25 protein-coding genes are annotated in these 22206 nt (G+C 39.1%); 2 read left to right on the top strand and 23 right to left on the bottom strand.

The window, feature by feature from the left end; translation table 11 throughout:
• Positions 1 to 3: 3 nt before the first annotated feature.
• The 4 genes from CEF19_RS17505 to CEF19_RS17490 all read right to left on the bottom strand — a co-directional run bounded on the left by CEF19_RS17505 (position 4) and on the right by CEF19_RS17490 (position 2818).
• Positions 4 to 711, bottom strand: coding sequence for a DnaD domain-containing protein (locus CEF19_RS17505; RefSeq protein ID WP_100407249.1), 708 nt, complete (start codon positions 709 to 711; stop codon positions 4 to 6).
• A 128-nt stretch (positions 712 to 839) separates the two neighbouring features.
• Positions 840 to 2024 carry a pyridoxal phosphate-dependent aminotransferase gene (locus tag CEF19_RS17500; protein WP_100407248.1) on the bottom strand — a complete coding sequence of 395 codons (1185 nt, stop codon included), beginning with the start codon at positions 2022 to 2024 and terminating at the stop codon, positions 840 to 842.
• A gap of 122 nt (positions 2025 to 2146) precedes the next feature.
• Positions 2147 to 2635: a cell wall elongation regulator TseB-like domain-containing protein gene (locus tag CEF19_RS17495; protein ID WP_100407247.1), complete on the bottom strand. Its 489-nt coding sequence runs from the start codon at positions 2633 to 2635 to the stop codon at positions 2147 to 2149.
• A 12-nt stretch (positions 2636 to 2647) separates the two neighbouring features.
• Complete coding sequence (locus CEF19_RS17490) at positions 2648 to 2818, bottom strand: YpmA family protein (protein ID WP_100407246.1); 171 nt, start codon at positions 2816 to 2818, stop codon at positions 2648 to 2650.
• Between the two features lie 93 nt (positions 2819 to 2911).
• Between CEF19_RS17490 and CEF19_RS23265 the strand changes: the two genes are divergently transcribed.
• Complete coding sequence (locus CEF19_RS23265) at positions 2912 to 3067, top strand: hypothetical protein (RefSeq protein WP_157800990.1); 156 nt, start codon at positions 2912 to 2914, stop codon at positions 3065 to 3067.
• 73 nt (positions 3068 to 3140) lie between these two features.
• Here the strand turns inward: CEF19_RS23265 and CEF19_RS17485 are convergent, their stop codons facing one another.
• The 14 genes from CEF19_RS17485 to CEF19_RS17420 all read right to left on the bottom strand — a co-directional run bounded on the left by CEF19_RS17485 (position 3141) and on the right by CEF19_RS17420 (position 17137).
• Entirely contained in the window at positions 3141 to 4457 is a 1317-nt protein-coding gene (locus CEF19_RS17485) for an amidohydrolase (RefSeq protein WP_100407245.1), read from the bottom strand.
• Between the two features lie 26 nt (positions 4458 to 4483).
• The gene (locus CEF19_RS17480) at positions 4484 to 5323 is read right to left on the bottom strand and encodes a ComEC/Rec2 family competence protein (RefSeq protein ID WP_100407244.1); all 840 of its coding nucleotides are present in this window, start codon (positions 5321 to 5323) and stop codon (positions 4484 to 4486) included.
• Positions 5324 to 5400: 77 nt separating this feature from the next.
• On the bottom strand, positions 5401 to 8220 hold the full coding sequence (dinG, locus tag CEF19_RS17475) for an ATP-dependent DNA helicase DinG (RefSeq protein ID WP_100407243.1): 2820 nt from the start codon (positions 8218 to 8220) through the stop codon (positions 5401 to 5403).
• Positions 8221 to 8234: 14 nt separating this feature from the next.
• Positions 8235 to 9221 (bottom strand): tetratricopeptide repeat protein, encoded by a 987-nt coding sequence (locus CEF19_RS17470; protein ID WP_100407242.1) that lies wholly within the window; start codon positions 9219 to 9221, stop codon positions 8235 to 8237.
• 51 nt (positions 9222 to 9272) lie between these two features.
• Complete coding sequence (panD, locus tag CEF19_RS17465; protein ID WP_100407241.1) at positions 9273 to 9656, bottom strand: aspartate 1-decarboxylase; 384 nt, start codon at positions 9654 to 9656, stop codon at positions 9273 to 9275.
• 3 nt (positions 9657 to 9659) lie between these two features.
• Positions 9660 to 10520 carry a pantoate--beta-alanine ligase gene (gene panC / locus CEF19_RS17460; protein ID WP_100407240.1) on the bottom strand — a complete coding sequence of 287 codons (861 nt, stop codon included), beginning with the start codon at positions 10518 to 10520 and terminating at the stop codon, positions 9660 to 9662.
• On the bottom strand, positions 10517 to 11356 hold the full coding sequence (gene panB, locus CEF19_RS17455) for a 3-methyl-2-oxobutanoate hydroxymethyltransferase (RefSeq protein WP_100407239.1): 840 nt from the start codon (positions 11354 to 11356) through the stop codon (positions 10517 to 10519). The genes panC and panB overlap by 4 nt, the downstream gene beginning before the upstream one ends.
• A gap of 249 nt (positions 11357 to 11605) precedes the next feature.
• Positions 11606 to 12583: a biotin--[acetyl-CoA-carboxylase] ligase gene (locus tag CEF19_RS17450; protein WP_100407238.1), complete on the bottom strand. Its 978-nt coding sequence runs from the start codon at positions 12581 to 12583 to the stop codon at positions 11606 to 11608.
• Positions 12580 to 13722, bottom strand: coding sequence for a CCA tRNA nucleotidyltransferase (locus CEF19_RS17445; RefSeq protein WP_100407237.1), 1143 nt, complete (start codon positions 13720 to 13722; stop codon positions 12580 to 12582). The genes CEF19_RS17450 and CEF19_RS17445 overlap by 4 nt, the downstream gene beginning before the upstream one ends.
• Positions 13719 to 14879, bottom strand: coding sequence for an N-acetyl-alpha-D-glucosaminyl L-malate synthase BshA (bshA, locus tag CEF19_RS17440; RefSeq protein WP_100407236.1), 1161 nt, complete (start codon positions 14877 to 14879; stop codon positions 13719 to 13721). The genes CEF19_RS17445 and bshA overlap by 4 nt, the downstream gene beginning before the upstream one ends.
• A gap of 12 nt (positions 14880 to 14891) precedes the next feature.
• On the bottom strand, positions 14892 to 15593 hold the full coding sequence (gene bshB1 / locus CEF19_RS17435; protein ID WP_100408361.1) for a bacillithiol biosynthesis deacetylase BshB1: 702 nt from the start codon (positions 15591 to 15593) through the stop codon (positions 14892 to 14894).
• Positions 15580 to 15987: a methylglyoxal synthase gene (locus tag CEF19_RS17430; RefSeq protein WP_100407235.1), complete on the bottom strand. Its 408-nt coding sequence runs from the start codon at positions 15985 to 15987 to the stop codon at positions 15580 to 15582. Before CEF19_RS17430 ends, bshB1 begins: the two co-directional genes overlap by 14 nt.
• Positions 15988 to 15999: 12 nt before the next feature.
• Positions 16000 to 16800, bottom strand: coding sequence for a 4-hydroxy-tetrahydrodipicolinate reductase (dapB, locus tag CEF19_RS17425; RefSeq protein ID WP_100407234.1), 801 nt, complete (start codon positions 16798 to 16800; stop codon positions 16000 to 16002).
• Positions 16793 to 17137, bottom strand: a complete 345-nt coding sequence (locus CEF19_RS17420) for a nucleotide pyrophosphohydrolase (RefSeq protein ID WP_100407233.1) — start codon at positions 17135 to 17137, stop codon at positions 16793 to 16795. Before CEF19_RS17420 ends, dapB begins: the two co-directional genes overlap by 8 nt.
• Before the next feature lie 138 nt (positions 17138 to 17275).
• Between CEF19_RS17420 and CEF19_RS17415 the strand changes: the two genes are divergently transcribed.
• Complete coding sequence (locus CEF19_RS17415) at positions 17276 to 18145, top strand: YitT family protein (RefSeq protein WP_100407232.1); 870 nt, start codon at positions 17276 to 17278, stop codon at positions 18143 to 18145.
• 69 nt (positions 18146 to 18214) lie between these two features.
• Here CEF19_RS17415 and CEF19_RS17410 read toward each other — a convergent pair whose 3' ends face one another.
• The 5 genes from CEF19_RS17410 to qcrB all read right to left on the bottom strand — a co-directional run bounded on the left by CEF19_RS17410 (position 18215) and on the right by qcrB (position 22193).
• Entirely contained in the window at positions 18215 to 18892 is a 678-nt protein-coding gene (locus CEF19_RS17410) for a zinc metallopeptidase (RefSeq protein ID WP_100407231.1), read from the bottom strand.
• A gap of 133 nt (positions 18893 to 19025) precedes the next feature.
• Complete coding sequence (ypjB, locus tag CEF19_RS17405) at positions 19026 to 19817, bottom strand: sporulation protein YpjB (protein ID WP_100407230.1); 792 nt, start codon at positions 19815 to 19817, stop codon at positions 19026 to 19028.
• A 70-nt stretch (positions 19818 to 19887) separates the two neighbouring features.
• The gene (locus CEF19_RS17400; RefSeq protein WP_100408360.1) at positions 19888 to 20451 is read right to left on the bottom strand and encodes a DUF1405 domain-containing protein; all 564 of its coding nucleotides are present in this window, start codon (positions 20449 to 20451) and stop codon (positions 19888 to 19890) included.
• Positions 20452 to 20692: 241 nt separating this feature from the next.
• A complete protein-coding gene (locus tag CEF19_RS17395; protein WP_100407229.1) occupies positions 20693 to 21475 on the bottom strand; it encodes a menaquinol-cytochrome c reductase cytochrome b/c subunit in 783 nt (260 codons plus the stop codon).
• Positions 21476 to 21521: 46 nt separating this feature from the next.
• On the bottom strand, positions 21522 to 22193 hold the full coding sequence (gene qcrB, locus CEF19_RS17390) for a menaquinol-cytochrome c reductase cytochrome b subunit (RefSeq protein WP_100407228.1): 672 nt from the start codon (positions 22191 to 22193) through the stop codon (positions 21522 to 21524).
• Positions 22194 to 22206 lie beyond the last annotated feature (13 nt).

Genomic DNA, 22206 nt, shown 5'->3' with positions numbered 1-22206 from the left:
CTCCTATTTAGATTGCTCAAGCCAACTAAAACTAGGAAAGGAATCATCTCGTTTGCGTTCAGTGTCTGGCTTTCTTTGTTGATTATATTTCCGGAATTTCTCCCCATGTGTTTTTGCTTGTACAAGTGTTTTAACACCATTACGCTTCCATTCAAACAAAATTCGATCGATATAGCGGAAATTTAATTTGCCTGAGACCACGGCTTCACGTAGAGCGCCAAGAATTAATTCTATAGAATGATGGTCTTGGTCAATCCACATCGACAATGTTTCACTTTCTATTGGTGATAAAGGTCGACAAAACTCTTGTTCAAATCGGCTATATAATTGACCCTCTAAATCGATTTTATCTGTTTCTTCAGATTCCTGTTTTTCCTCTTCTAAGAGCTGCAGCAGTTTCGACCAAAGCGGTTCAAGCGTATAAAATTCAAAAAGGATCCCATCTTCATCCCACTTTTTCTCAAGCGTCATGTATCCTTTTTTAACAAGTTTTCCTAGTAACTCAGCACATTCAGACATAGAATGCGTCATCCGTTCACTTAATCGTTCAGGTGTTGGAAATTGATTTCCTTGTTCGATAAAGGCTTGAACTTGAAGAAGAGCTACTAATTCATCTTCTTTTAAACCAATTTTTGCATAATGCTCTAATAATAATCTTGGAACAGACACATGTCCTTGGGCCATCCATCTGACTAATGATTTTTGCTTCATTTATAACACCTCTAACCGCTATTATAACACGTGTGACCTTCTTTGTTCCTTCCTTTTCTTCCCCGATTCTTACTCATTTTGCCCCAAAAAAAGAGTATCTGTTAAGAACAGATACTCCAGTCTAGGGATTATTTGGTTTTGCTTCGGATAAAACGTTCAATTCTTTCTAATGCTGATTCAAGCAAGTCGAGTGATGTAGCATAAGAGAGTCGGACATTTTCAGGTGCTCCAAAACCAGAACCTGGAACAAGGGCAACTTTTTCTTCCTCTAGAATCGCAGCTACCCATTCATCCACATCATTAAATCCCGTGATACGTGCAGCTTCACTTACATTTGGGAACAAATAGAATGCACCTTTAGGCTTTACGCAAGATACACCAGGTATAGCAATTAGCTTTTCATATACTTTATTCAGCCTTTCTTCAAACGCTTGGCGCATCGTTTCTACAGACCCGTCATCCTCAGTATAGGCAGCAATCGTTCCATATTGAGCATTTGTTGTTGGATTTGATGTACTATGGCTTGCAAGATTAGTCATTGCATTAATAACCTTCGCATCTCCAGCTGCATAACCAATTCTCCAACCTGTCATAGAATGAGATTTCGAAACACCATTAACGATAATGGTTTGTAGTTTTAACGCTTCTGAAAGCTCAGCAATGGACGTATGACTCGCACCATCATAAACAAGCTTCTCATAAATTTCATCGGAGACAATTAGTACATCATGCTTTATACAAACTTCACCTAGTTGCGCTAATTCTTCATTCGAATACATTGAACCTGTTGGGTTACTCGGGGAATTTAAAATAAATGCTTTTGTTTTATTTGTGATCACAGACTCTAATTGCTCTGCTGTTACTTTAAACTCATTACTTTCAAGCCCTTCTACATAAACAGGTTCGCCACCAGCTAGTTTAACTTGTTCTGGATAACTAACCCAGTATGGAGTTGGGATAATCACTTCATCCCCGTCATCAAGTAGAGCTTGGAATAATGTATAGAGAACATGCTTTGCTCCAGTACCAACCATAACCTCATTAGGTTTATAGGTAATTCCTTGATCCTTTTTAAATTTCTCGATTATCGCTTCTTTTAGTTTCGGTAAACCACCCGATGGAGTGTATTTCGTATGTCCTTCTTCCATAGACCGGATTGCCGCATCAATAATGTATTGTGGAGTATTAAAGTCGGGTTCTCCTGCTCCTAATCCGATTACATCATGTCCTTGCTCTTTTAACTCTTTCGCCTTTGCCGTGATCGCTAATGTTGTTGAAGGTGTTAAAGTCAATACTCGCTTCGCTAAATTCATTATGTATTCTTCCTCCCTTTCTTTCATACCTTTTACTATAGTTTGTCCACGTTCATCATTCAAGTACCATTTGTGTATAATTAATTTTTCCTTAAGGAATCTTATAAGTCTTTTAAAAAAAATTAAACATCATCCCTTTTAAGACTATAGCGCTTCATGAACGTTCCATCATCAAATGTTATGTAATAATAACCTTGCCGATTGGCTTCATCGACAAAGAGCACTTCATAGATGGGCAAGTTCCGTTCTACTCCTAAACGAACCGTTTGGATTGAATTCAAATTCACATCGTTTTTCACGATTTCCCGTGCTTCTTCTGGCGTTATTCCCTCACTCGCTTTTCTTGAAACCACTTCTTCAAAGTTTTGATTTAACCAAACAATGGTTTCTACGTTTTCTTCATTAAAACCATGTAGAACATAATACGATTCTGTTCCATGGTAATAAGTGATTGAATGAATGTCGTTTAGCAGGTTTTGATCAAACACATATTGCTGAGCTTGCTCATAGCCTTTTTCCAAGGGTTCCCTCATCACATAATAAGCAAGTGTGCCTAAACCAATACTAAGTAAAAAAAACATGATACAGCTAATAATTATCCATTTTTTCATAGGACCCCTCAATTATGTTCTATATATAGTAAATACCATTTTTTCGTCGTCCTTTTGATCAAGCGCCAAACCGAACATTAAATCTTTTTCTTTTAATGTTCGGTTTAATGAATCGACTATCTTATACAAATCATGCGATTTTTCAATTCGAACAGTTGATAAAACTTCCACTTTTGATTCCATTGTCTCTCCTCCAATAATTACTCACAAGTATTGTTAATTATAGTTGACCTCATTCTGGCTATACTATAAGTACGCCGGAAAGGGGGCGTCAAGATGAAAAGCTATCGTCCCGAAAAAACGACAGCATCATCCTTTCAACAGGATAAGCACCATATCGCCTTGTTGAAACGTAACGGACAAGATTGGGACCAATTATTTCCGTTATCAGTACGTCAAACCCAGTTCCCTAGTTATTTTGAGAAGCAATGAAACACGCATGGCTTAACAAACTACATTCCAACCCACACCTCTTATCCTGCACTCTGCCTAGTGCAGGATTTACTTAAGAATTCAAAGCCTTTATTCGCTGGTAGTGTGCATTTGCTTCAGAAATAATTCGCTCTTCATCAAGTGTTAATACCTGTCGATTTTTCATTAACGCATTTCCTTGAACGTAGACATCAGTCACATCATTTGATTTGCAGGCATAGACAAGATGAGACTCTACATGCTCTACTGGCTGCAGGTGTCCCTCTGTGGATTCTATGAATAGAAAGTCTGCTTGATAACCTTCTTTTATTTTACCGACTTTTTCAAAATGCAAAGCTTTTGCCCCGTTTGTCATTGCCAGCTCAAGCGCCATTTTCGCAGGGAGTGTTGTTGGACTCTGCTCGACACCTTTATGAATTAATGCAGCTACCCTCATTTCTTCAAACATATCTAAACTATTATTTGATGCGGAACTGTCCGTACCGAGAGAAACTGTAATTTCTTTGTCAAGCATTTGACTGACAGGAGCTATACCTGAGCCTAATTTTAAATTACTTTTTGGATTATGACTAATCATTGCTTTCGCTTCTTTTATTTTAGAAAGATGAGAATCGTTGAGATGGACGCCATGTGCAAACAACCACGAAACGCTGTGTAAAAGATTAGCTTGGTCCAAATGATCAAGTGGATGGAGGCCATGATGAAGTATATGGTCATCGACTTCTTTTTTTGTTTCGGCCAAGTGCATATGTACTGGTACATTTAAATGAATCGCTTCCTCGACTATCATTTCAATAAAACGAATTGGGCATGTATAGGGAGCATGCGGGGCAAGCATCGACTGAATTCTTCCATTTGCTTGCTTGTGCCAAGTTTTAGTGAATGTGGCCGCTTCTCTCAATTTTTCTTTCTGTTCCTCCACGGGGCAAAGACCGATCATCGACCGCATTAGTGTCGCCCTAATCCCGACTTCTTCAATGGTTTCAGCTAAGTCATCCATAAACAAGTGATACATTTCTAGAAATGTTGTTGTTCCTGATTTAATCATTTCTAGAAGAGCGAGATTTCGACCTGCTCGAACTGCTTCGCGATCTAGTTTCATTTCAAAAGGCCAAATTTTTTCTTGAAGCCACTGATGAAGGGGTAAATCATCTGCATGACCGCGTAATAATGTCATCCCTGCATGACCATGAGTATTAATCAGTCCAGGAAGCATCCACTTCCCTTTTGCATTAATTGATATTTCCGCTTCAATACGTAACTTTGAAGGGGGGTCACCTTCTTCCACTTTAGAAAAATGACCCTTTTCAATATAGGCATATCCTTTTTTTATCAATGGCCTATTTTCATCCATTGTTACAATCGTAACATCCTCACACAATAAAGACATCCTTTTCACTCCTCTCCCCTTAGATGTCAGTCCTTAAAATGAATCGTTATTAATTTATAGTCATTTGCATTTGCTTTAATTAATATCGTCCCATTCTGCCTTGTTTGATACGTGTCAATCCAAGTCTCCTGCATTCTCTCAAGAATTTGGGGATTTGGTTGACTATTCTCCTTCGCAAACAGAATTGCCACCTGTGGATCAATAATATCAAGAAATGATTGTGACATTTCTTTAGATAAACCGAACTCGGCAACTTTTAAAACATTTATTTTATTTAGAGATGGAAGCCACTTTTTTTCAAGATGTTCATTCGCTTCAGAAGCAATCAAAACATGATGACCTTTGAAGTTTATATCCATCGATAGATTTGGCGTTAATGTTTGAATGCCGGGTAATACTTCAACGAGCAAATTTGGTATAAGATTATCATGCCCTCCTTCTTCCCATCCACTGATTTCCACCCCTTCTTTATCAAATTCTTTTAATGCCATTTCCTTCCCTTCTGCTGGTACAATAACATTTCGAACATGAAACCTTTCGATAAGAGCATGAGTATTTCCTGCGTATTCATCTTCAAATCTTGGAAGAATAATCGTATCAATATGATTAATATGAAATTTCGTTAAACGCTTTTGTAATGCTTGAATCGAATCGTTTGAACCTGTCCCGACTAAAATTGAGTGTTCGGTTGTTTTGATAAGTGTCGCCTCACCATTTGGTATATCAAAAAATAGAAAAGCAATTTCTTCATCTTTTAGCTGCAAATTCAATTCAGCCTGTTCATTAGGTTCACTTTCTATAGCTTCAAATGCAAGCATGAATGGCAAGCTAAACAAGCATATGCATCCAAGAAGAATCGTCCGCACACTTATCCCTCCTCTCCTATACTTAAGTTAGTTTACGCCTTTTTTAACCTGGCTATAACGAGTATAGAAAGAGAAATCTAAGCATTGAAATCAACATATCGTTCTAAAAGAGTTTCTAGCTTTCCTTCATGAAGAGGAACGTCTGGTAATGAACGAATGAATTGCTTTCCATAACGTGTTGTCGTGATCCTCCGGTCGAAAACGTACACGCATCCTTTGTCGTGCGTTGTTCGAATTAATCGCCCAAATCCTTGCTTGAATCTGATGATTGCTTGAGGAAGTGAAACATCCATAAATGGGTTCCGTCCTTCCTCCTTTGCACGCTCAAGTTGTGCTTGCAATAGTGGTTGGTCTGGTGGTGAAAAAGGTAACCTCACTATAACCAAATGGCGGAGCTCCGCCCCAGGTAAGTCGACTCCCTCCCAAAAACTACTCGTTCCAAACAAAATTGCAAACTCTGCTTGCTTAAACATCTTCATCAGCTTTGCTCTGCTCCCACTAGTCATCCCTTGACCGATAAGCTGTAAAGTATCTGTATCATTTAAGTCCTTCACATGTTGGTACACCAGTTTTAGCATTTCGTAGGATGTGAAAAGGACAAGCATCTTTTCTTGGGTTACTTCAGCTATTCGCCAAATTTTTATCGCTACATCTGCAGCAAATTCGGCTTCTGTTACATCTTTTATGGCTGGAATATCCGTCGGAATTAATAATCGCGCTTGCTTTTTGTAGCAAAAAGGCGACGGAATCGTATAGGTCGAAGCACCGAAGTCTTCTAAACCGAGCTTTTTCTTTTGATATTCAAACGAACCATTTATCGATAACGTAGCGGAGGTAAGGACAACGCTTTTCTTTTTTGCGAAAAAATGATCGGCAAGGCGTTCAGCTACTTCAATCGGTTTACTGTAGAGAAACGTTGCATTCTTTGCCCCTCTTGGCTCAATTTCTATCCAATACACATAGTTCGGATCAGCTTCTAATAATAGCTCATAAACATGCTGTTCTTCTTCTACTAAAGCTTCAATTACACTGTCCACATCCGCAAGAAACCCTCGTTCTTTAAAGGTTAAATTGTCATCAATATCAGAAAATAATTTACTTATTTCTTTTATATGGTAATAACTTTCTTTCATCCCCATATGCACACGCATTGTACACTCTAAAATCGCTTGCCAATACGTGCCTTTTTCAGAGAAGCTTTCGTACCGGTATCTAATACGTCCTGTATCTGAAGCATCTGTTTTGCGTTTTTGGATAACATAGCGGTGGACCATTCGAAACAATTCATCAAGCTCTTCCTTTAGCTCGCTTAGCCTCTGCTCAACTTTAGTAAGCTTTAATCGCCCTAATAGCTTTTTATCATGTAATAGTTGATGAACATGCTCGAGCATTCCTTCCTCCCACGAGGTACCCAGGCGCTGTAATAAATATGAAAAGGTTAAATAATCGGCTTTCATTCCTAAATGTTCACTCGCTGTTTCTTCTAAATGATGAGCTTCATCTATGATCGCATGAGTATAATTTGGCAATAGTCGCTGATCGTGCACGAGATCTGTAAAAAGTAGAGCATGATTTGTAATAATAATATGTGCAGCCTGCGCTCGTCTTCTCGCACGATGATAGAAGCATCTCGAAAACCAAGGACTATATTTCCCTAAATCAGAAGATGCATCACTTTGGACTTCAAACCAAAAACTTTTCCCTCCTGAGGCCAGGTTAAGCTCTTCTACATCACCATGTTCCGTTTCAGTTAACCAAATTAATATTTGAGCTTTCGTTAACAAAATATCGTATGTATCTGTCTCAATGTTTTTAATTGATGTCTCAAATTTCCGTAAACATAAATAATGACTTCTTCCTTTTAAAAGAGCAACCCGCACGTTAAACGGAAGGATTTTTTTTAGGAGTGGTAAGTCTCGGTTCAGTAGTTGTTCTTGTAAAGGTATGGTCTGTGTACTGATGACAACGGGTTTCTTTTCCTCTACGGCATAATAGGCAGCTGGAATAAAATAAGCAAGTGATTTACCTGTCCCTGTTCCCGCCTCAATCATCATATGCTGGAATTGATGGAAGGCATCATCCACGTGATTCATCATTTCAATTTGACCAGACCTGGCCTCATAGTCAGAAAACGCATGAGACAACTTTCCATCCTCCGTAAATAATTCTTGTTGAGACTGGGAAAAAGGTTTGAAAGATGATGAGATTGCTTCTTTCGTTCCGGAGTCCTCTATCTTTTTTAAGGCCAATTGCCGATAACAATCAAATGCATCGTCGTCTTTTATTCCCTTAACAAGCTTATCATGAATAAACTGCTCTATAAGTATTTCTAATTGACTTCTCAGCCGCCTCGCAAACGGAATAAGTTGCTGCAACGTCAATAATGGGAGATTTGATAATTTATGTAAAAGCATTAAAAATAGATGTGCTGTTACTTCTGCATCACTATCAGCTTGATGAGGGCGATCATGAGAGAATCCTAAAAAATCAGCTAAATGCGTAAGTTTATAGCTCTCTTGTTCCGGCAACAACAACCGAGCCAGTTCTACTGTATCAAAAGACGAAACAGACACCGTATCATAGCCCTCTATCTCAAGCTGTCTTTGTAAAAAGGTTAAGTCAAATTGAACATTATGTGCGACAAAATTAGCCCCATCTATCATTGGGATGAGCATCGGGATAATATCATGGAACGTTGGAGCTTGAGTCACCATTTCATCTGTAATCCCAGTTAGTTCCTCAATAAAAGGGGGGATCGGTACTTCTGGATTAATGAAAGAAGAAAAACGTTCAACAATTTCACCTTCTTCTATAATGATTGCGCCTACCTGAATAATGCGGTCACCCTGAGCAGCAGAATGACCGGTTGTTTCTAAGTCGATAACGACATATTTCATACGTCCACCTCAATTTATCTCTCATCCTCTATTAGAGCAAAGGATTCATTCCATACCGATTCTAGCCAACTAATTGATTTTTTTACGTTCTCATTTTTTGGTTCCATTTTGATTAATTTATTAAATATTGCAAGCGCTTCGCTACGTTGGTCAAGTAATGCTAAGTTCCAAGCTAATCCGTGGAGCGTTTCGATATTTGAAAAACCTAATGCTTGAATACGCTTATAACAATGAATCGCTGCATAATGATGCCCATGCCATTCACATACGTAAGCTAACGCCTGTAAAGCGTATGGGGCTGTTAACAGCTGAAGACATTCCATCCACGTTAAAAAAGCATGTTCTTCTTCACCAAGCTTCCATTGACAACAGCCTAGAAAGAAATAAGCTTCTCCATCATCAGGAAATAAATCAATCGCTTCTTTAAAAAAAGCCTTGGCCAGATGAATTGATTTATTTAAATAATGACAGATTCCTAAATTATACACAACATCTTGGCTTGTTGTAAGAAGGTTTGCATGTTCAAACGAATCGATAGCCTCATCAAACTTTTCCGCTTGGACATGAAAACATCCTAAACCAATATAACTAAAGTGCTTTATCATCACTGCTTTTGTGGCTTGAATAAGGTACAAGAATAATTCGCGAGCCTGTTCATTTTTTCCCATGAATAAATATGAATAGGCGAGGTATAACAATCGTAGCTCTTCCTTCTCTCCACTTTCATGCTCCTTTGCTAAAATTGCCGCTGCATGTTCAAACATTTCTAATTGATAGTACGTCGTGCCGATGGAATGGTAAGATACTTGGAAGGTGCGCTCAGCAAGTTTGGTCTTTAATAAAGCAAGCTTCTCATCCATATCAGTCCATGCGTCTAACAACAATTCTGCTGCACTCTCTAGTTGTAAAAGTTGTTCTTGTTGTTCAGTATCTGAGAGCATGTTCCACGTTTGCTCGGTATACTCAAATAAAGAATCCCATGATTGAAGCCATTTATCCATAAAAAAACCCCCTGTTCGAAGTGTTTATCGAATAGAAGGTGAATATACAGTTTACAAAACGGTAGAAGCTGGTTCTGCCGCTAACATTTCAACGATTTGATTAGTTTCATCCATAATTGCCACCCTTGGTTTATGGTCCTTTGCTTTCTCTTGTGCAACAAGGGCATAGGATATCACAATAATTACGTCGCCCTCTTGCACAAGTCTTGCAGCAGCGCCATTTAAACAAAAGACTTTACTTCCACGGGGGCCTTTAATGACATACGTTTCAAGTCTTGCACCATTGTTATTATTTACAATTTGAACTTTTTCATTCTCGAGTATATCAACAGCATCCATAATATCTTCATCAATGGTTATACTACCAACATAGTTCAAATTTGCTTCAGTTACTCGTGCACGGTGAATTTTCGCTTTCATCATCGTTCGAAACATCCGTTAAACTCCTTTCTTTTGCACATTCAATAATAAATTATCAATGAGACGTGCGTGTTCATATCGATAAGCTAATGCAATAATGATTGTCCCTGTTAGTTCATTCACACGTTCTAAACGTGGGTAACTCAGTATATCAATATAATCTATCGCTCCGATCGGTTGTTCACTTAGTTGTTCGTAAAGGAATGTCATCCCCTCTGTACGTGTACAAAAGTGATTTTCAATATATGCTTTTGTTTTTTGTAAAGCTTGATACAATAAAGGCGCAGCTTGGCGTTCATCTACTGATAGATAGACGTTTCGTGAGCTTTTAGCTAATCCATCATCTTCTCGCACTGTCTCACATGCGACCACATCAATTGGCACATTAAAAGTCTCAACCATATTCATAATAATCGCCACTTGTTGGGCATCCTTTAACCCAAAATAGGCTCTATCTGGAAGGACAATTTGAAAAAGTTTCATGACGACAGTTGTTACTCCGTCGAAGTGACCGGGGCGGCTTGCTCCACAAAGAACATCAACCCCCTGCGTGACATGAATTGTCATCATCGGCTCTTTTGGGTACATTTCTGTGACCGTTGGATAAAACAGGACATCAACTCCTGCCTCACGAGCCAAACGCTCATCCCGTTTGAAGTCCCGAGGATAACGTTCGAAATCTTCATTCGGCCCAAACTGGAGTGGGTTCACAAATATACTAAGCACCACGATATCATTTGCTTCTCTAGCTTGTTTTATCAAACGAAGATGACCTTCATGCAAGAACCCCATCGTCGGAACAAAACCTACTGATTTATTCTTTTTTTTACAATCGTCGATTCGTTCTCTTAGTTCGTTAATCGTTTTAACAATGTTCATTCGTTTTTTCCCCCATAGAGACCATCGATAACATCTTCACTTAGACTAAAAGAATGCTCGGCTTCTGGGAAACGTTTTTCTTTTACTTCAGTCACATAGCTTTTCATTGCATTACGAATGGGGTCTGTTACATTCGTGTACGCCTTAACAAACTTTGGTACATGGACATTCCCATACCCAATAACATCGTGGTAAACAAGAACTTGACCATCAGTGTGCATCCCAGCACCAATTCCAATAACGGGGATTGCTAAACGACCGGCAATTAATGTACTTAATTGCTCGGGCACACACTCAAGGACAAGAGCGAATGCTCCTGCAGCTTCAATCGCTAAAGCATCTTCAATTAGTTGTTTCGCTTCAGTTAATTCCTTACCTTGTACATGGTAACCACCTAAAACACCCACTGATTGCGGGGTTAAGCCTAGATGCCCCATTACAGGTACACCAGCTTCCCTCAGCTGCTCAATCGTCTGAATAACAGCTTTAGCTCCTTCAAGCTTGACTGCATGAGCTCCTGCCTCCTGCATAAGCTTTCTAGCCTGAACAAGCGTCTCATCAAAGCTACCATGATAGGTTAAATACGGCATATCCGTCACAATAAACGTTGACGTGGCACCTCGTTTGACCGCTCTTGTATGGAGAACCATATCATCAATGGTGACTGGAATCGTTGAATCATATCCGAGTACGACCATTCCAAGCGAATCACCGACAAGGATCATATCCACACCGGCTTCTTCTACAATTTTTGCAGCAGGTGCATCATAGGCTGTCATCATCGCTATTTTTTCACATTTTTGCTTCATTCTTAAAAAGCTTGCTGTCGTTTTCATAACATACCTCCATTTCGGAGGGTTCATGTTTGAACGTATAAAAAAACCCCTCGTTCTATTAAAAGAAAGAAGGATTTTGCGTACTAAAACAACAAATCATCTTCATATGACTTGTTTTACGTTCTTTTATGAATCCCTCTGTCCTAGTCCTTCTTTGGGATCAAGGCAGATCCGTTTATTTACACTATACTGTTGGTGCAGTTCCGAGTGGGATACCGCCCTATATATGATGAGTATAACAGATTTTCATTACGTTTGCTTAGCAATTTCAATATCGGCAGAATAAATATGATGAATTGTTCCTTGTTCATCCTGAACTAGTAGGACCCCTTCATCGGTTATTCCTTGAGCATACCCATAAATAACTTGTTTTGGGGTCCTTGCATAAATATAAGTTCCTACGCTTACTGCATGAGCTTCCCATAATCCTCGAATCATTGAAAATCCATTTTCCAAATACTCGTCATAGAGCCATTCGAACTCTCCTAAAATAGCAGCAATTAGTCTTGAACGTTCAATTTGTTGACCTGTTTCAATTGAAAGTGATGTTGCAAGCCTTTGTATATCCGGTTCGAAATCGGTCGTTTGTTGATTAACATTTAGCCCGATACCAATAATAACCGAATGAACGTAGTCCGGGTCTGACTGCATTTCTGTTAATATCCCGACGATTTTTTTCCCATTAATTAAAACATCATTTGGCCATTTAATCTCACAATCAATACCCGTTATTTTCTTCACACCTCGAATAACTGCTACTGCAGAGAGTAGGGTTAATTGTGGTGTTTGCTGAGGGGAAAGCTTAGGACGTAAAATCAAACTCATTGAGATGCTTGTCCCACCCTTAGAATACCAAGAACGACCCAATCTCCCTCTCCCCGAAGTTTGCTCATTTGCAATAACAATATGTCCTTCTTCCATACCTTCTTGTGCGAGTTTATGTGCAATTATCTGTGTAGAGTCAATCGCATCATAATAAGAAATCGAACGACCGATTCTCTCAGTTTCAAGATGAATATTAACTTCGTGTGATTGAATACCATTTGCCTTTTTAATGATTCGGTATCCCTTCCTAGGTGCAGAATCTACCTCATATCCATCCTTGCGAAGCTCCTCTATATGCTTCCAAACAGCTGTTCTCGAGCACCCCAACTCAAGGCTAATTTTTTCACCTGAGACGAAGCCATCCTTATGTTGTAATAAAATTTTTAATAGCTTTTCCCTCACAACATCTCTCTCCTTTTTGCTAGCATGTCAAGGAGAGTTGCCTTCTCATTTAAACATTCTCCTTCAATTACCTTTCGTTCTGCCCATTCTAGTTCATCCTTTAACCAAGGACCCGGTGATTTTTTTAGTGTTGAAAGAAGATCTCTTCCTGTAATAGCAAGGTCTGATTTACTCTTCATCGGTAGTTCCTCCCATAATTGAAGAATCTTCTCGATCGATTCTTCGCTTTGGTGGAAAAGAACGCGAAGTGACTCAACATCAAATGCTGTTTCTAAGCCCGCTTGGTAAAGTAACCAAGAATTCCAATCCTTTGTCTGGCGAATTCGAAAAAATCGTAAACGTTCCCGAACATCATGCGTTAATTGGTTTGATAACGATAATCTCTTTAACGGACTGGCATCCATCCATCCCAAGCAATAACTTATCATCGACCATCGGAGTACAGATGACTTACTGTTCACACTACCGGTAGATTGAAGATCATGAATGTTTTGAGTAGTGAGTTCTAGTTTAATGAGTGACCGATACATCTCCGTATTAAGTAAGATTTGGAGTGCCTTATTTCGGTAGTGACCTGCTATTAACTTTTCGAACTCTTTGACGATTCGTTCAACAGCAACACCTTCCAATAAGGAGTGTTTCATGATTAATACATTCATTAAATTCTCTTCGATATGAAATCCAAGTTCACTAACGAAGCGCAAAGCTCTTAGCATCCTTAGCGGATCCTCCGTCATTCTTTCCAATGGGTCGACTGAACGGAGAATCCCTTCTTTTAAATCAACTTGTCCACCAATTTTGTCAATTATTTGTCCCGTCTCGTTTATTGCCAAGCTATTAATTGTAAAATCACGCTTTTTTAAATCTTCCTCTATTCCTATTCCTCTTTCAGAAGTCAGCTCAAATAAAAGACCCTTCCATTTTACGATAATCGTCTGATGTTGATTACTTAACCGGTACGTTTGAGTAAACAGCTCTGTGACATCTTCAGGTGAAGCAGATGTCACAATATCAACGTCAGCAATAGGGCGTCCGAGAATGTAATCACGGACTGCTCCTCCTACGACATAGGCTCTGAAGCCTCGCTCCGATAATAGCTTAAGGATAGGATTTGCTTGCTTAAATGCCTTTTGCCTCATTTCAACTCATTAACCTTAACCAGATTTGATTTGTGATCCACTAAACGTAAGTAGAGTTCTTCATACTGTTTAACGATAGACTCTGAATAAAACTTTGATGTTACTGTTTCAAGCCCTTTAGCCGCGAATGATTGGCGAAGCTCATCATTTTTCAGTAGGGCGACCGCACGCTCAGCAACACATTCAATATCACCAACATCACATAAATAGCCTGTCACTCCATCTTCTATAACTTCAGGCAGACCGCCAATATTAGAAGCAATCACAGGTACTTTACATGCCATAGCTTCAAGAGCAACCAAACCAAAGCTCTCTTTTTCGCTTAGGAGTAGCATTAAATCACTCATTGAAAGTAACTCCGCTATATGCTTTTGGTTTCCAAGCATAACGACACGATCTTCAAGGTCAAATTCTTTAACAAGTTGTCTAGCAATTGTTAGCTCTGGTCCGCTTCCAATCAATAAAAGTTTGGCTTTTACTTGCTTTGACATCAAGTGAAAACTCTTCACAACATCGGGAACCCGCTTAACAGGACGGAAGTTGGAAATGTGAATGACTACGCTTTCACCTTTTTCGATCCCGTAGTGGCTTTTCAAACAACCAATGTCATTTTTTACATATACTCTCTCGTCAATAAAGTTATAAATAGTTTCTATTCTTTTTTCAGTTTGGACTAATTCCTTCGTTTGATTGACGAGGTCATCCGACACCGCTGTGACCATATCCGATTGTTCAATCCCATATTTAATTAATTGACGCAATGACGGATCATTACTTAAAACCGTTATATCTGTGCCATGAAGGGTCGTGACAATCTTAAAATCATGTTCAGACATTTGTCTAGCTAAAATGGCACAAATAGCGTGAGGAAGGGCATAGTGAACATGAAGAATATCAAGCTTTTGTCGTTTTGCCACCTCGGCCATTTTACTAGCTAAAGTTAAATCATACGGGGGGTATTGAAACACAGAGTATTGATTGATTTCGACTTCATGATAAAAAATATTTGGATAGACGCGATCAAGTCGAAATGGCACACTCGAAGTTATAAAATGAACCTCATGCCCTCTTTCAGCAAGAAGCTTACCAAGCTCCGTTGCAATGACGCCTGACCCTCCGACTGTGGGATAACAGCTAATACCTATTCGTAATTTCATTGCTTTTACTTCCTATTCCATTAGAGATTTTAATAACAAAGGTTTAGTCACTTTAAATCCTTCCGCATAATGAACTCCTGCTTCTTTTGCAAACAGTCGCTCTCTTGCCTCTACCATATCAAGATATCCAGTTGTTAATGGAGTTACTACGGAATCATCTTTTAATACAAACTGACTTTCATAGGCTTGTAAAGCTCGTTCCTTCTTCGTAAAATGCTCGCTTATATCTATGAAAAAATCTGGCCGTTCATACCCATTAATAAAGAAATGAAATGTATCCTTTACGCGGTGATTATCAAGATTCTCCGTGCACTGATAGTTGCGAATCCCTGCATTAAAGACAGCTTCTTTCACAATTTTGCTACATTCGCCATGATCAGGATGCCGGTCTCCCCCATAAGGAGAAAACACAAGCTTAGGTCTGAATTTCCGGATAACTGCCACAATCTTACGTAAGTCTTCTTTTGAGAGATATTTTAACCCTCGATCAGGAAAGTCTAATTGTATGCGTTCCTTTATACCAAGAATGGCTCCTGCTTTTTTAGCTTCTTCCTGTCTTATCGCAACCGTTCCATTTGAAGAGAGTTCTGCAAACGTTAAATCACAAATACCTACTTTATAACCCATCTCACTATATTTAGCAAGGGTTCCCCCCATCCCGATTTCAACATCATCAGGATGGGCCCCAAATGCGAGTATATCAAGCTTGGTCATCATGAATTATTTCCCGCCATAAGAAATCGCCACGGTCTAATCCCTTTATTAAGATTTCAGCTGTACCCATATTAGTTGCTAATGGAACGTTTTGAACATCACATAAGCGTACAAGTGCCGAGACATCCGGTTCATGAGGCTGGGCTGTTAACGGATCACGGAAAAAGACAATTAAATCAAATTGATTCTCCGCAACAAGTGCACCAATTTGCTGGTCTCCCCCGAGAGGGCCGGATTTAAAACGAACGACAGATAACTTTGTTGATTCCATAATTCTAGTACCCGTTGTGCCCGTTCCGTAAAGTTCGTGCTTAGCAAGAATGTGTTCATACGCAACGACAAATTCCACCATTAAATCTTTTTTCTTATCATGAGCAATTAATGCGATTTTCAATTGAAGTTCCCCCTAATCAATGATGTTTTCTAATCCATATACTAACGTATCGATTTTTAAAACAGTTTCCACTGCAAGCCGAACTCCCGGCATAAATGATGCCCGATTTATGGAATCGTGACGAATCGTTAATGTTTGCCCCTCCCCACCAAAAATGACTTCTTGATGAGCCACAAGTCCAGGTAGGCGGACACTATGTATTTTCATACCTTCAAAATCAGCTCCACGCGCCCCAATAAGTTCCTCTTTTTCATTTGGGTGTCCTTGCTGCTTTGCTTCTCTCACTTCGGCTATAAGCTGTGCTGTCTTTATTGCTGTACCTGAAGGGGCATCAAGCTTTCTATCGTGATGTCGTTCGATAATTTCCACATCAGGCATATATTTTGCTGCCATTTGCGAAAACTTCATCATTAGAATCGCTCCAACCGCAAAATTTGGTGCGATAATAGCCCCTAATCCTTTTTCCTCAGCTTTGTTTCTTAATTCCTTAATATCCTGTTCAGAAAAACCCGTTGTACCAACAACTGGACGCACGCCATGCATAAAGGCAATTTCCATGTGTTTCTTTCCAAATGCTGGTGCTGTTAAATCAATTAAGACATCCACATCATGCTCCGAAAAACACCGATCCATATCTGTATAAACAGGAACTTGTAAATTTGGCATATCAGCTAAATCTGCTAATAGATTTCCGTCATTTTTTGAATCAATCACAGCTATTAATGTAAAGTTTTCGGTGGCTGCTACCATTTTTACTGCTTCTTTCCCCATATTCCCTCTTGGTCCAGCCACAACAATGTTGATATTACTCATGCTCTACACCCTCTTCTATTCTTGTCCAACGATTTTTATCGCGCGTTTCAAATTTATGCATAACTAAATTAAATGCTTCCTCTAAATCAATATCTAGTGAGTTTGCAAAACAAATGAGTACAAATAAAATATCACCCATTTCTTGCTCCATTGTTTGTGCTTCCTCGTTCGATTTTTTGGGTTTCTCTCCATAATAATGATTAACTTCTCTAGCAAGCTCTCCCACTTCCTCTGTCATTCGTGCTAACATCGCAAGCGGACTAAAATAGCCTACCTTAAATTGACCAATATACTGGTCAACTTCTATTTGCATATTCTTCATGGTTTTCTCGTTCATTTTTCCACCTCACTAACATCTTCTCTTCCATGTTAGCGAATGTTTGTGATTTTGACAAATTCTAAAAGAGCTGTTTGCTGAAAAAAGCTGGCTTCTATATAATAAATCTTGCATCCAATTATAGAAAGGAGACTTTTTATGAGAATACTTAAAGTTAAAAGTATTTTATTTATTATACTTGGGTCTGCGATTCTATCGTTTGGGTTGGTTTATTTTAACATGGAAAACAACTTAGCGGATGGTGGATTTACTGGAATAACCTTAATTTTATATTTTGTTTTCTCCATAAATCCGGCGATCTCCAATTTGATTTTAAATATACCGATGTTTTTCATCGGTTGGAAAATTCTTGGCCGTACGACATTTCTTTATACCCTAATCGGAACCATCAGCGTTTCCGTATTTCTTGAACTCTTTCAATCCTATCGTTTTTTAGAAATTCCCTTACGAGATGATATGACCTTAGCTGCTCTTTTTGCAGGAGTTTTTATTGGTGTTGGTCTTGGGATTGTCTTCCGGTACGGAGGAACAACTGGTGGCGTCGACATTATCGCGAAGCTCGGCTTTCGTTATTTAGGTTGGAGTATGGGAAAAACGATGTTCCTTTTCGATGCTCTTGTTATCGCTTCTTCTCTTATCTATCTTAATTACCGAGAGGCAATGTATACATTACTTGCTGTATTTATTGCGACCAGAGTGATTGACTTTATTCAACAAGGTGCATACTCGGCCAAAGCGGCTTTTATAATTTCTGACCATGTGTCTGAGATAGCAAAAACAATTTTATCGGAAATGGACAGGGGAGCAACCCTCTTAAAAGGTCAAGGAAGCTTTAGCGGTTCAGATAAGGAAATTCTATATTGTGTTGTCGGACGAAATGAATTAATTCGTTTAAAAAACTTGGTTGAAAGAATTGATCCGCACGCTTTTGTCACAGTCAATGATGTACATGATGTAATAGGTGAAGGCTTTACACTTGATGAAAACAAAAAACCGATACGCATATAGGCGTTTTAAATTTCATTAAACATGAAAGAAGAAGGACTAGATCGGAAACCGAACTAGTCCTTCTTCAAATTAATCGTCGCTATTCATACCAAGATACATAAGCACAAAGCGAAGCAATTCAAGTACAGCAACAACTGTTGCTGCTACATATGTTAATGCTGCAGCATTCAATACTCTTTTTACACCTGATTCTTCATCGTTACGAATCAACCCTGAACTGACCATTGCAGCACGGGCACGGTTAGAAGCATCAAACTCGACGGGAAGTGTAATAAATTGAAAGGCTACCGCACCACCCATTAAGATAATCCCTAAAAGTAGTGCACCTGACCATTGCATGAGCATCCCTGCAATAATGAAAATAAACGAGAAGTTTGACCCAAAACTCGCCACAGGTACTAAAGCATGACGAAAGCGTAGAAAAGCATATTCTTCAGCATCTTGTATCGCATGGCCAACTTCATGGGTTGCAACCGATATAGATGAAATCGATGTCCCATAATAATTATCCTCAGACAAACGTACAGCTTTGGCTCTCGGATCATAATGGTCAGATAATTTCCCTTTAACAGCTTCAATATTAATATTATACAATCCATTTTCGTCTAGCACTTTCCGAGCAGCTTGTGCCCCAGTCATTCCTGAGGATGCACCAACTTTTAGATACTTCGCATACGTTTTCTTCAAATACATCTGAATAAAAATTGGAACTGCGATAATTAAAGCGAAATAAACGAGAATATACATAACGGAACTCCTCCTGTAGTAAAGCAAACAACTAATGTATTTACTTAATTATTTTAAAAAATACATTAAGGAAAGTCAAACTGTCAATTATACTCTAGGAGTCAGATTAAAGAACTTTCACAAATTAGACACATTACTCCTTTAAACGAACTTTACCCTTTTCCGCTTTATACTTTCTATAGCCAACATAGGACAGTGAAAACACAATCATTCCACCAATTGTAAACATGACCCACAATAAGGAAGGATCTGCACTATCCTCCTTTACACGTTCATAAAGGTCTGCAAATTCGCTTACCATCAAGTCTAGATGCATCGTTACCTTCTCATTAGCGTTATTCTCCTTACTTAATCTTTCTAAGTAAGTAACTTGAGACTCAATCCTTTGAAGCTGTTGGGGTTCAATATCAATTAGTAAGGCAGGTCGAATCACTTGATAATGTCGGAGAAATTCATTTAATCGATGTGCAAAAGCCTGCCTATCGTTATCCTGAACGGCAGCTTTCATCGTGGTAAACGTTTGATTAATTGATTTCTCAGAATGTAACCATAATGGATGATGTTCGCTTGAAAGAGCATCAACAGCTAACCGAAAAGAAGTGACTTTATAGATACGCTCGTTTGTGGATTCATCTGCGGACGTGACCGCCGCCTCAGCTTGTTCAAAGGCAAGTGTGACCGTACGAAGCGCAGTCATCGTAATCCCTTGCTGTTGAAAATCCATTTCCATAAAGGATTTTGAAAAAAATTCAAGAAGTTGCTTCGCTTCTTCATATTTTTCCTGTTTAACAAGCTGAAGTATTTGATCTGACCTGTGATTTAACTCTTTCCATGTATGATTCATTGTTTCATGATGGTCCGCATAACTATTTGACGGAAAGCATAATAAAAATACACCGACGATGACGATGACAAAATAACGCATGTTTGTCCCTCCTTCTACTACTCTCATCCTATGAATGTGTGGACAAGAGTAGACCTAAAAAGGACAAGAATTACCCGTGAATTTCTAACTTATAAGATTTATTTTTTATCACTAAAAGATACACAACAAAAACCGAAAACACACTCAACCAGAAAGTAAAATAACCAACCTCACTAATATAAGGCATCAACGTCCGGGAAAGGCTTGGGTGCATCATATAGACATAGTCAATAATATCATTGTGGACCGTCCACAATGATACCAAAACTAGATGAATTGGACGAATTTTAAAGTACGGTGCATAGATAACTGCTTGAATGGCCATTCCAGCGTGGGAAGCAATTAACATATAATGTTGCCATTGTAAAGTAACTCCAGTCCAACCTGAGGCGAGATTCATGACAACTGCCCATATCCCATATTTTATAAGCGTAACAGCAGCTAGCGCTTCCATTAAAGGCCAACTTTTACCATAATAGAACGCTAGTAAAACAAATACAAAAAACAAACTTGCTGTCGGGCTATCAGGTACGAAAACGAGAAAAACACTCGGTGTATCTAGAAGTTGTGACTTATACCATATGTACCCGTATATTGTGCCAGGAATGTTAATAAGTAGCATAATCATAATCATCAATCTTGATCCAAAAATAGATAAAATTTTCGTACCCAAGCTGCCACTCCTTCACTTCTTTATCCTAGAATAATCTGCCGGAGCAGGTATACGTAGGTTTTAAAAAAAGTATCCCAAAAGGTTAATTATTGACCTTTTGGGATACCTTTGTAATGAGCGTTACCGCTACATCTATGAAAGCCCACTATGATGACAATCATAGTGGGCCAGTAGCATGCAAACCCATCACCTGTTTAATAGCTTATTCTTCAGGTTGTCCGTGAGCGGCAATGTACTCAGCTAGAATTTGAAGTTCTTCTTCTGTTCCTTCAAACATCCCTGGAGGCATTGCACCTTGACCATTCGTAACAATTTCAATTACTTCGTCAGGCGTTTTTTCTGTTTCTAGAAGTGAAGGACCCACTCCAGCAACACCTGTCATAGTATCACCATGACAGCCAATACAAGACGTTTGGGCTGAGAAAATCTCATACCCCTCTGCCTCTGTATTAATATCTGCTTCTTCGACAATCGCTCCTTGCTGGGCAGCTGCTTCCCAATCATGCTGGTCCACAGATTCCCAAGTTAGATAAATCGTAGCGATAAATGCAAGCATCATCAATCCGGTTGCAATTGGACGCTTTAATGGTCGACGTTCTTTACCAGTATCTAAGAATGGTGCAAGTAACAATGCACCAAATGCCAAACCTGGAATAACAACAGCACCAATAACATTAAAGTCACCCGAGGCATACGAATACTTTAATAATTGATACAAAAACAAGAAGTACCAGTCAGGCAATGGAATATAACCAGAGTCTGTCGGATCTGCCATACGTTCTAACGGGGCTGGATGTGCAACCGTTAAACAAAGGTAACCCATTAAGAATACAGCTCCAACCATCCATTCTTTCAAGAGGAAGTTTGGCCAGAACGCTTCTGTTTTTCCTGGATACTCAGAATAGTCTTTGGGGATATTGGGTTTTCGCTTGTTTGCCTTGACACGAGAGTCACCGACAAACTGCATCCCTTTACCACGTTCCATCTCGTTCCCTCCTTTTCGATTTTCTCTTATCGACAGTTACGTTTTTTTAAAGTGGACCAGAGATACCTTGCTTACGAATCATATAGAAGTGAGCTCCTAATAATCCGAGTAATGCTGCAGGTAAGAAGAAAACGTGAATTGCAAAGAAACGAGTAAGTGTCGTTGCACCAATAATTTCCCCACCAGCAAGCAATGTTTTCGCAAAGCCACCAATAATCGGAACACTCTCAGCAATTTGCAGCCCTACTACTGTTGCAAAATATGCTTTCATATCCCAAGGTAATAGATAGCCTGTGAAACCTAAACCAAGCATAACGAAGAAAATAAGTACTCCGACCACCCAGTTTAATTCACGTGGCTTTTTATAAGAACCCGTAAAAAACACACGCAATGTATGTAAGAACATCATTACGATAACCAAACTAGCTCCCCAGTGATGCATCCCACGTACAATGACACCGAAAGCTACTTCATTTTGCAAATAAGCAACTGATTGATAAGCGTTGATAATATCTGGTGCGTAGTACATTGTTAGAAACATTCCAGATAAAATTTGAATAACTGTTACGAAGAACGTAAGTCCTCCAAAACAATACACGAACGCAGAGAAGTGGTGAGCAGGGTTCACGTGCTCAGGAACTTCGTGGTCGGCAATATCCCGCCACATAGGCGTTATATCAAGACGCTCATCAACATAATCATAAATTTTTTGAAGCATCGATTACGCCCCT

It is taken from the genome of Bacillus solitudinis (assembly GCF_002797395.1).
Taxonomy (GTDB): Bacteria; Bacillota; Bacilli; order Bacillales; family Bacillaceae_D; genus Halalkalibacter_A; species Halalkalibacter_A solitudinis.
The sequence above is the reverse complement of the archived record's forward strand: the minus strand, read 5'-3'. Positions and strand labels throughout refer to the sequence as shown.

Excerpts from the sequence above, each read along its gene's own strand:
- CEF19_RS17445 (WP_100407237.1), bottom strand. The coding sequence starts at position 13,722 with ATGAGGCAAAAGGCATTTAAGCAAGCAAATCCTATCCTTAAGCTATTA.
- CEF19_RS17395 (WP_100407229.1), bottom strand. The coding sequence starts at position 21,475 with ATGGAACGTGGTAAAGGGATGCAGTTTGTCGGTGACTCTCGTGTCAAG.
- CEF19_RS17495 (WP_100407247.1), bottom strand. The coding sequence starts at position 2,635 with ATGAAAAAATGGATAATTATTAGCTGTATCATGTTTTTTTTACTTAGT.
- panC (WP_100407240.1), bottom strand. The coding sequence starts at position 10,520 with ATGAACATTGTTAAAACGATTAACGAACTAAGAGAACGAATCGACGAT.
- dinG (WP_100407243.1), bottom strand. The coding sequence starts at position 8,220 with ATGAAATATGTCGTTATCGACTTAGAAACAACCGGTCATTCTGCTGCT.
- panD (WP_100407241.1), bottom strand. The coding sequence starts at position 9,656 with ATGTTTCGAACGATGATGAAAGCGAAAATTCACCGTGCACGAGTAACT.
- CEF19_RS23265 (WP_157800990.1), top strand. The coding sequence starts at position 2,912 with ATGAAAAGCTATCGTCCCGAAAAAACGACAGCATCATCCTTTCAACAG.
- CEF19_RS17400 (WP_100408360.1), bottom strand. The coding sequence starts at position 20,451 with ATGATTATGATTATGCTACTTATTAACATTCCTGGCACAATATACGGG.
- CEF19_RS17420 (WP_100407233.1), bottom strand. The coding sequence starts at position 17,137 with ATGAACGAGAAAACCATGAAGAATATGCAAATAGAAGTTGACCAGTAT.
- CEF19_RS17485 (WP_100407245.1), bottom strand. The coding sequence starts at position 4,457 with ATGTCTTTATTGTGTGAGGATGTTACGATTGTAACAATGGATGAAAAT.
- CEF19_RS17505 (WP_100407249.1), bottom strand. The coding sequence starts at position 711 with ATGAAGCAAAAATCATTAGTCAGATGGATGGCCCAAGGACATGTGTCT.
- CEF19_RS17470 (WP_100407242.1), bottom strand. The coding sequence starts at position 9,221 with ATGGATAAATGGCTTCAATCATGGGATTCTTTATTTGAGTATACCGAG.
- bshA (WP_100407236.1), bottom strand. The coding sequence starts at position 14,879 with ATGAAATTACGAATAGGTATTAGCTGTTATCCCACAGTCGGAGGGTCA.
- CEF19_RS17500 (WP_100407248.1), bottom strand. The coding sequence starts at position 2,024 with ATGAATTTAGCGAAGCGAGTATTGACTTTAACACCTTCAACAACATTA.
- CEF19_RS17415 (WP_100407232.1), top strand. The coding sequence starts at position 17,276 with ATGAGAATACTTAAAGTTAAAAGTATTTTATTTATTATACTTGGGTCT.
- CEF19_RS17410 (WP_100407231.1), bottom strand. The coding sequence starts at position 18,892 with ATGTATATTCTCGTTTATTTCGCTTTAATTATCGCAGTTCCAATTTTT.
- ypjB (WP_100407230.1), bottom strand. The coding sequence starts at position 19,817 with ATGCGTTATTTTGTCATCGTCATCGTCGGTGTATTTTTATTATGCTTT.
- panB (WP_100407239.1), bottom strand. The coding sequence starts at position 11,356 with ATGAAAACGACAGCAAGCTTTTTAAGAATGAAGCAAAAATGTGAAAAA.
- bshB1 (WP_100408361.1), bottom strand. The coding sequence starts at position 15,593 with ATGACCAAGCTTGATATACTCGCATTTGGGGCCCATCCTGATGATGTT.
- dapB (WP_100407234.1), bottom strand. The coding sequence starts at position 16,800 with ATGAGTAATATCAACATTGTTGTGGCTGGACCAAGAGGGAATATGGGG.
- qcrB (WP_100407228.1), bottom strand. The coding sequence starts at position 22,193 with ATGCTTCAAAAAATTTATGATTATGTTGATGAGCGTCTTGATATAACG.
- CEF19_RS17490 (WP_100407246.1), bottom strand. The coding sequence starts at position 2,818 with ATGGAATCAAAAGTGGAAGTTTTATCAACTGTTCGAATTGAAAAATCG.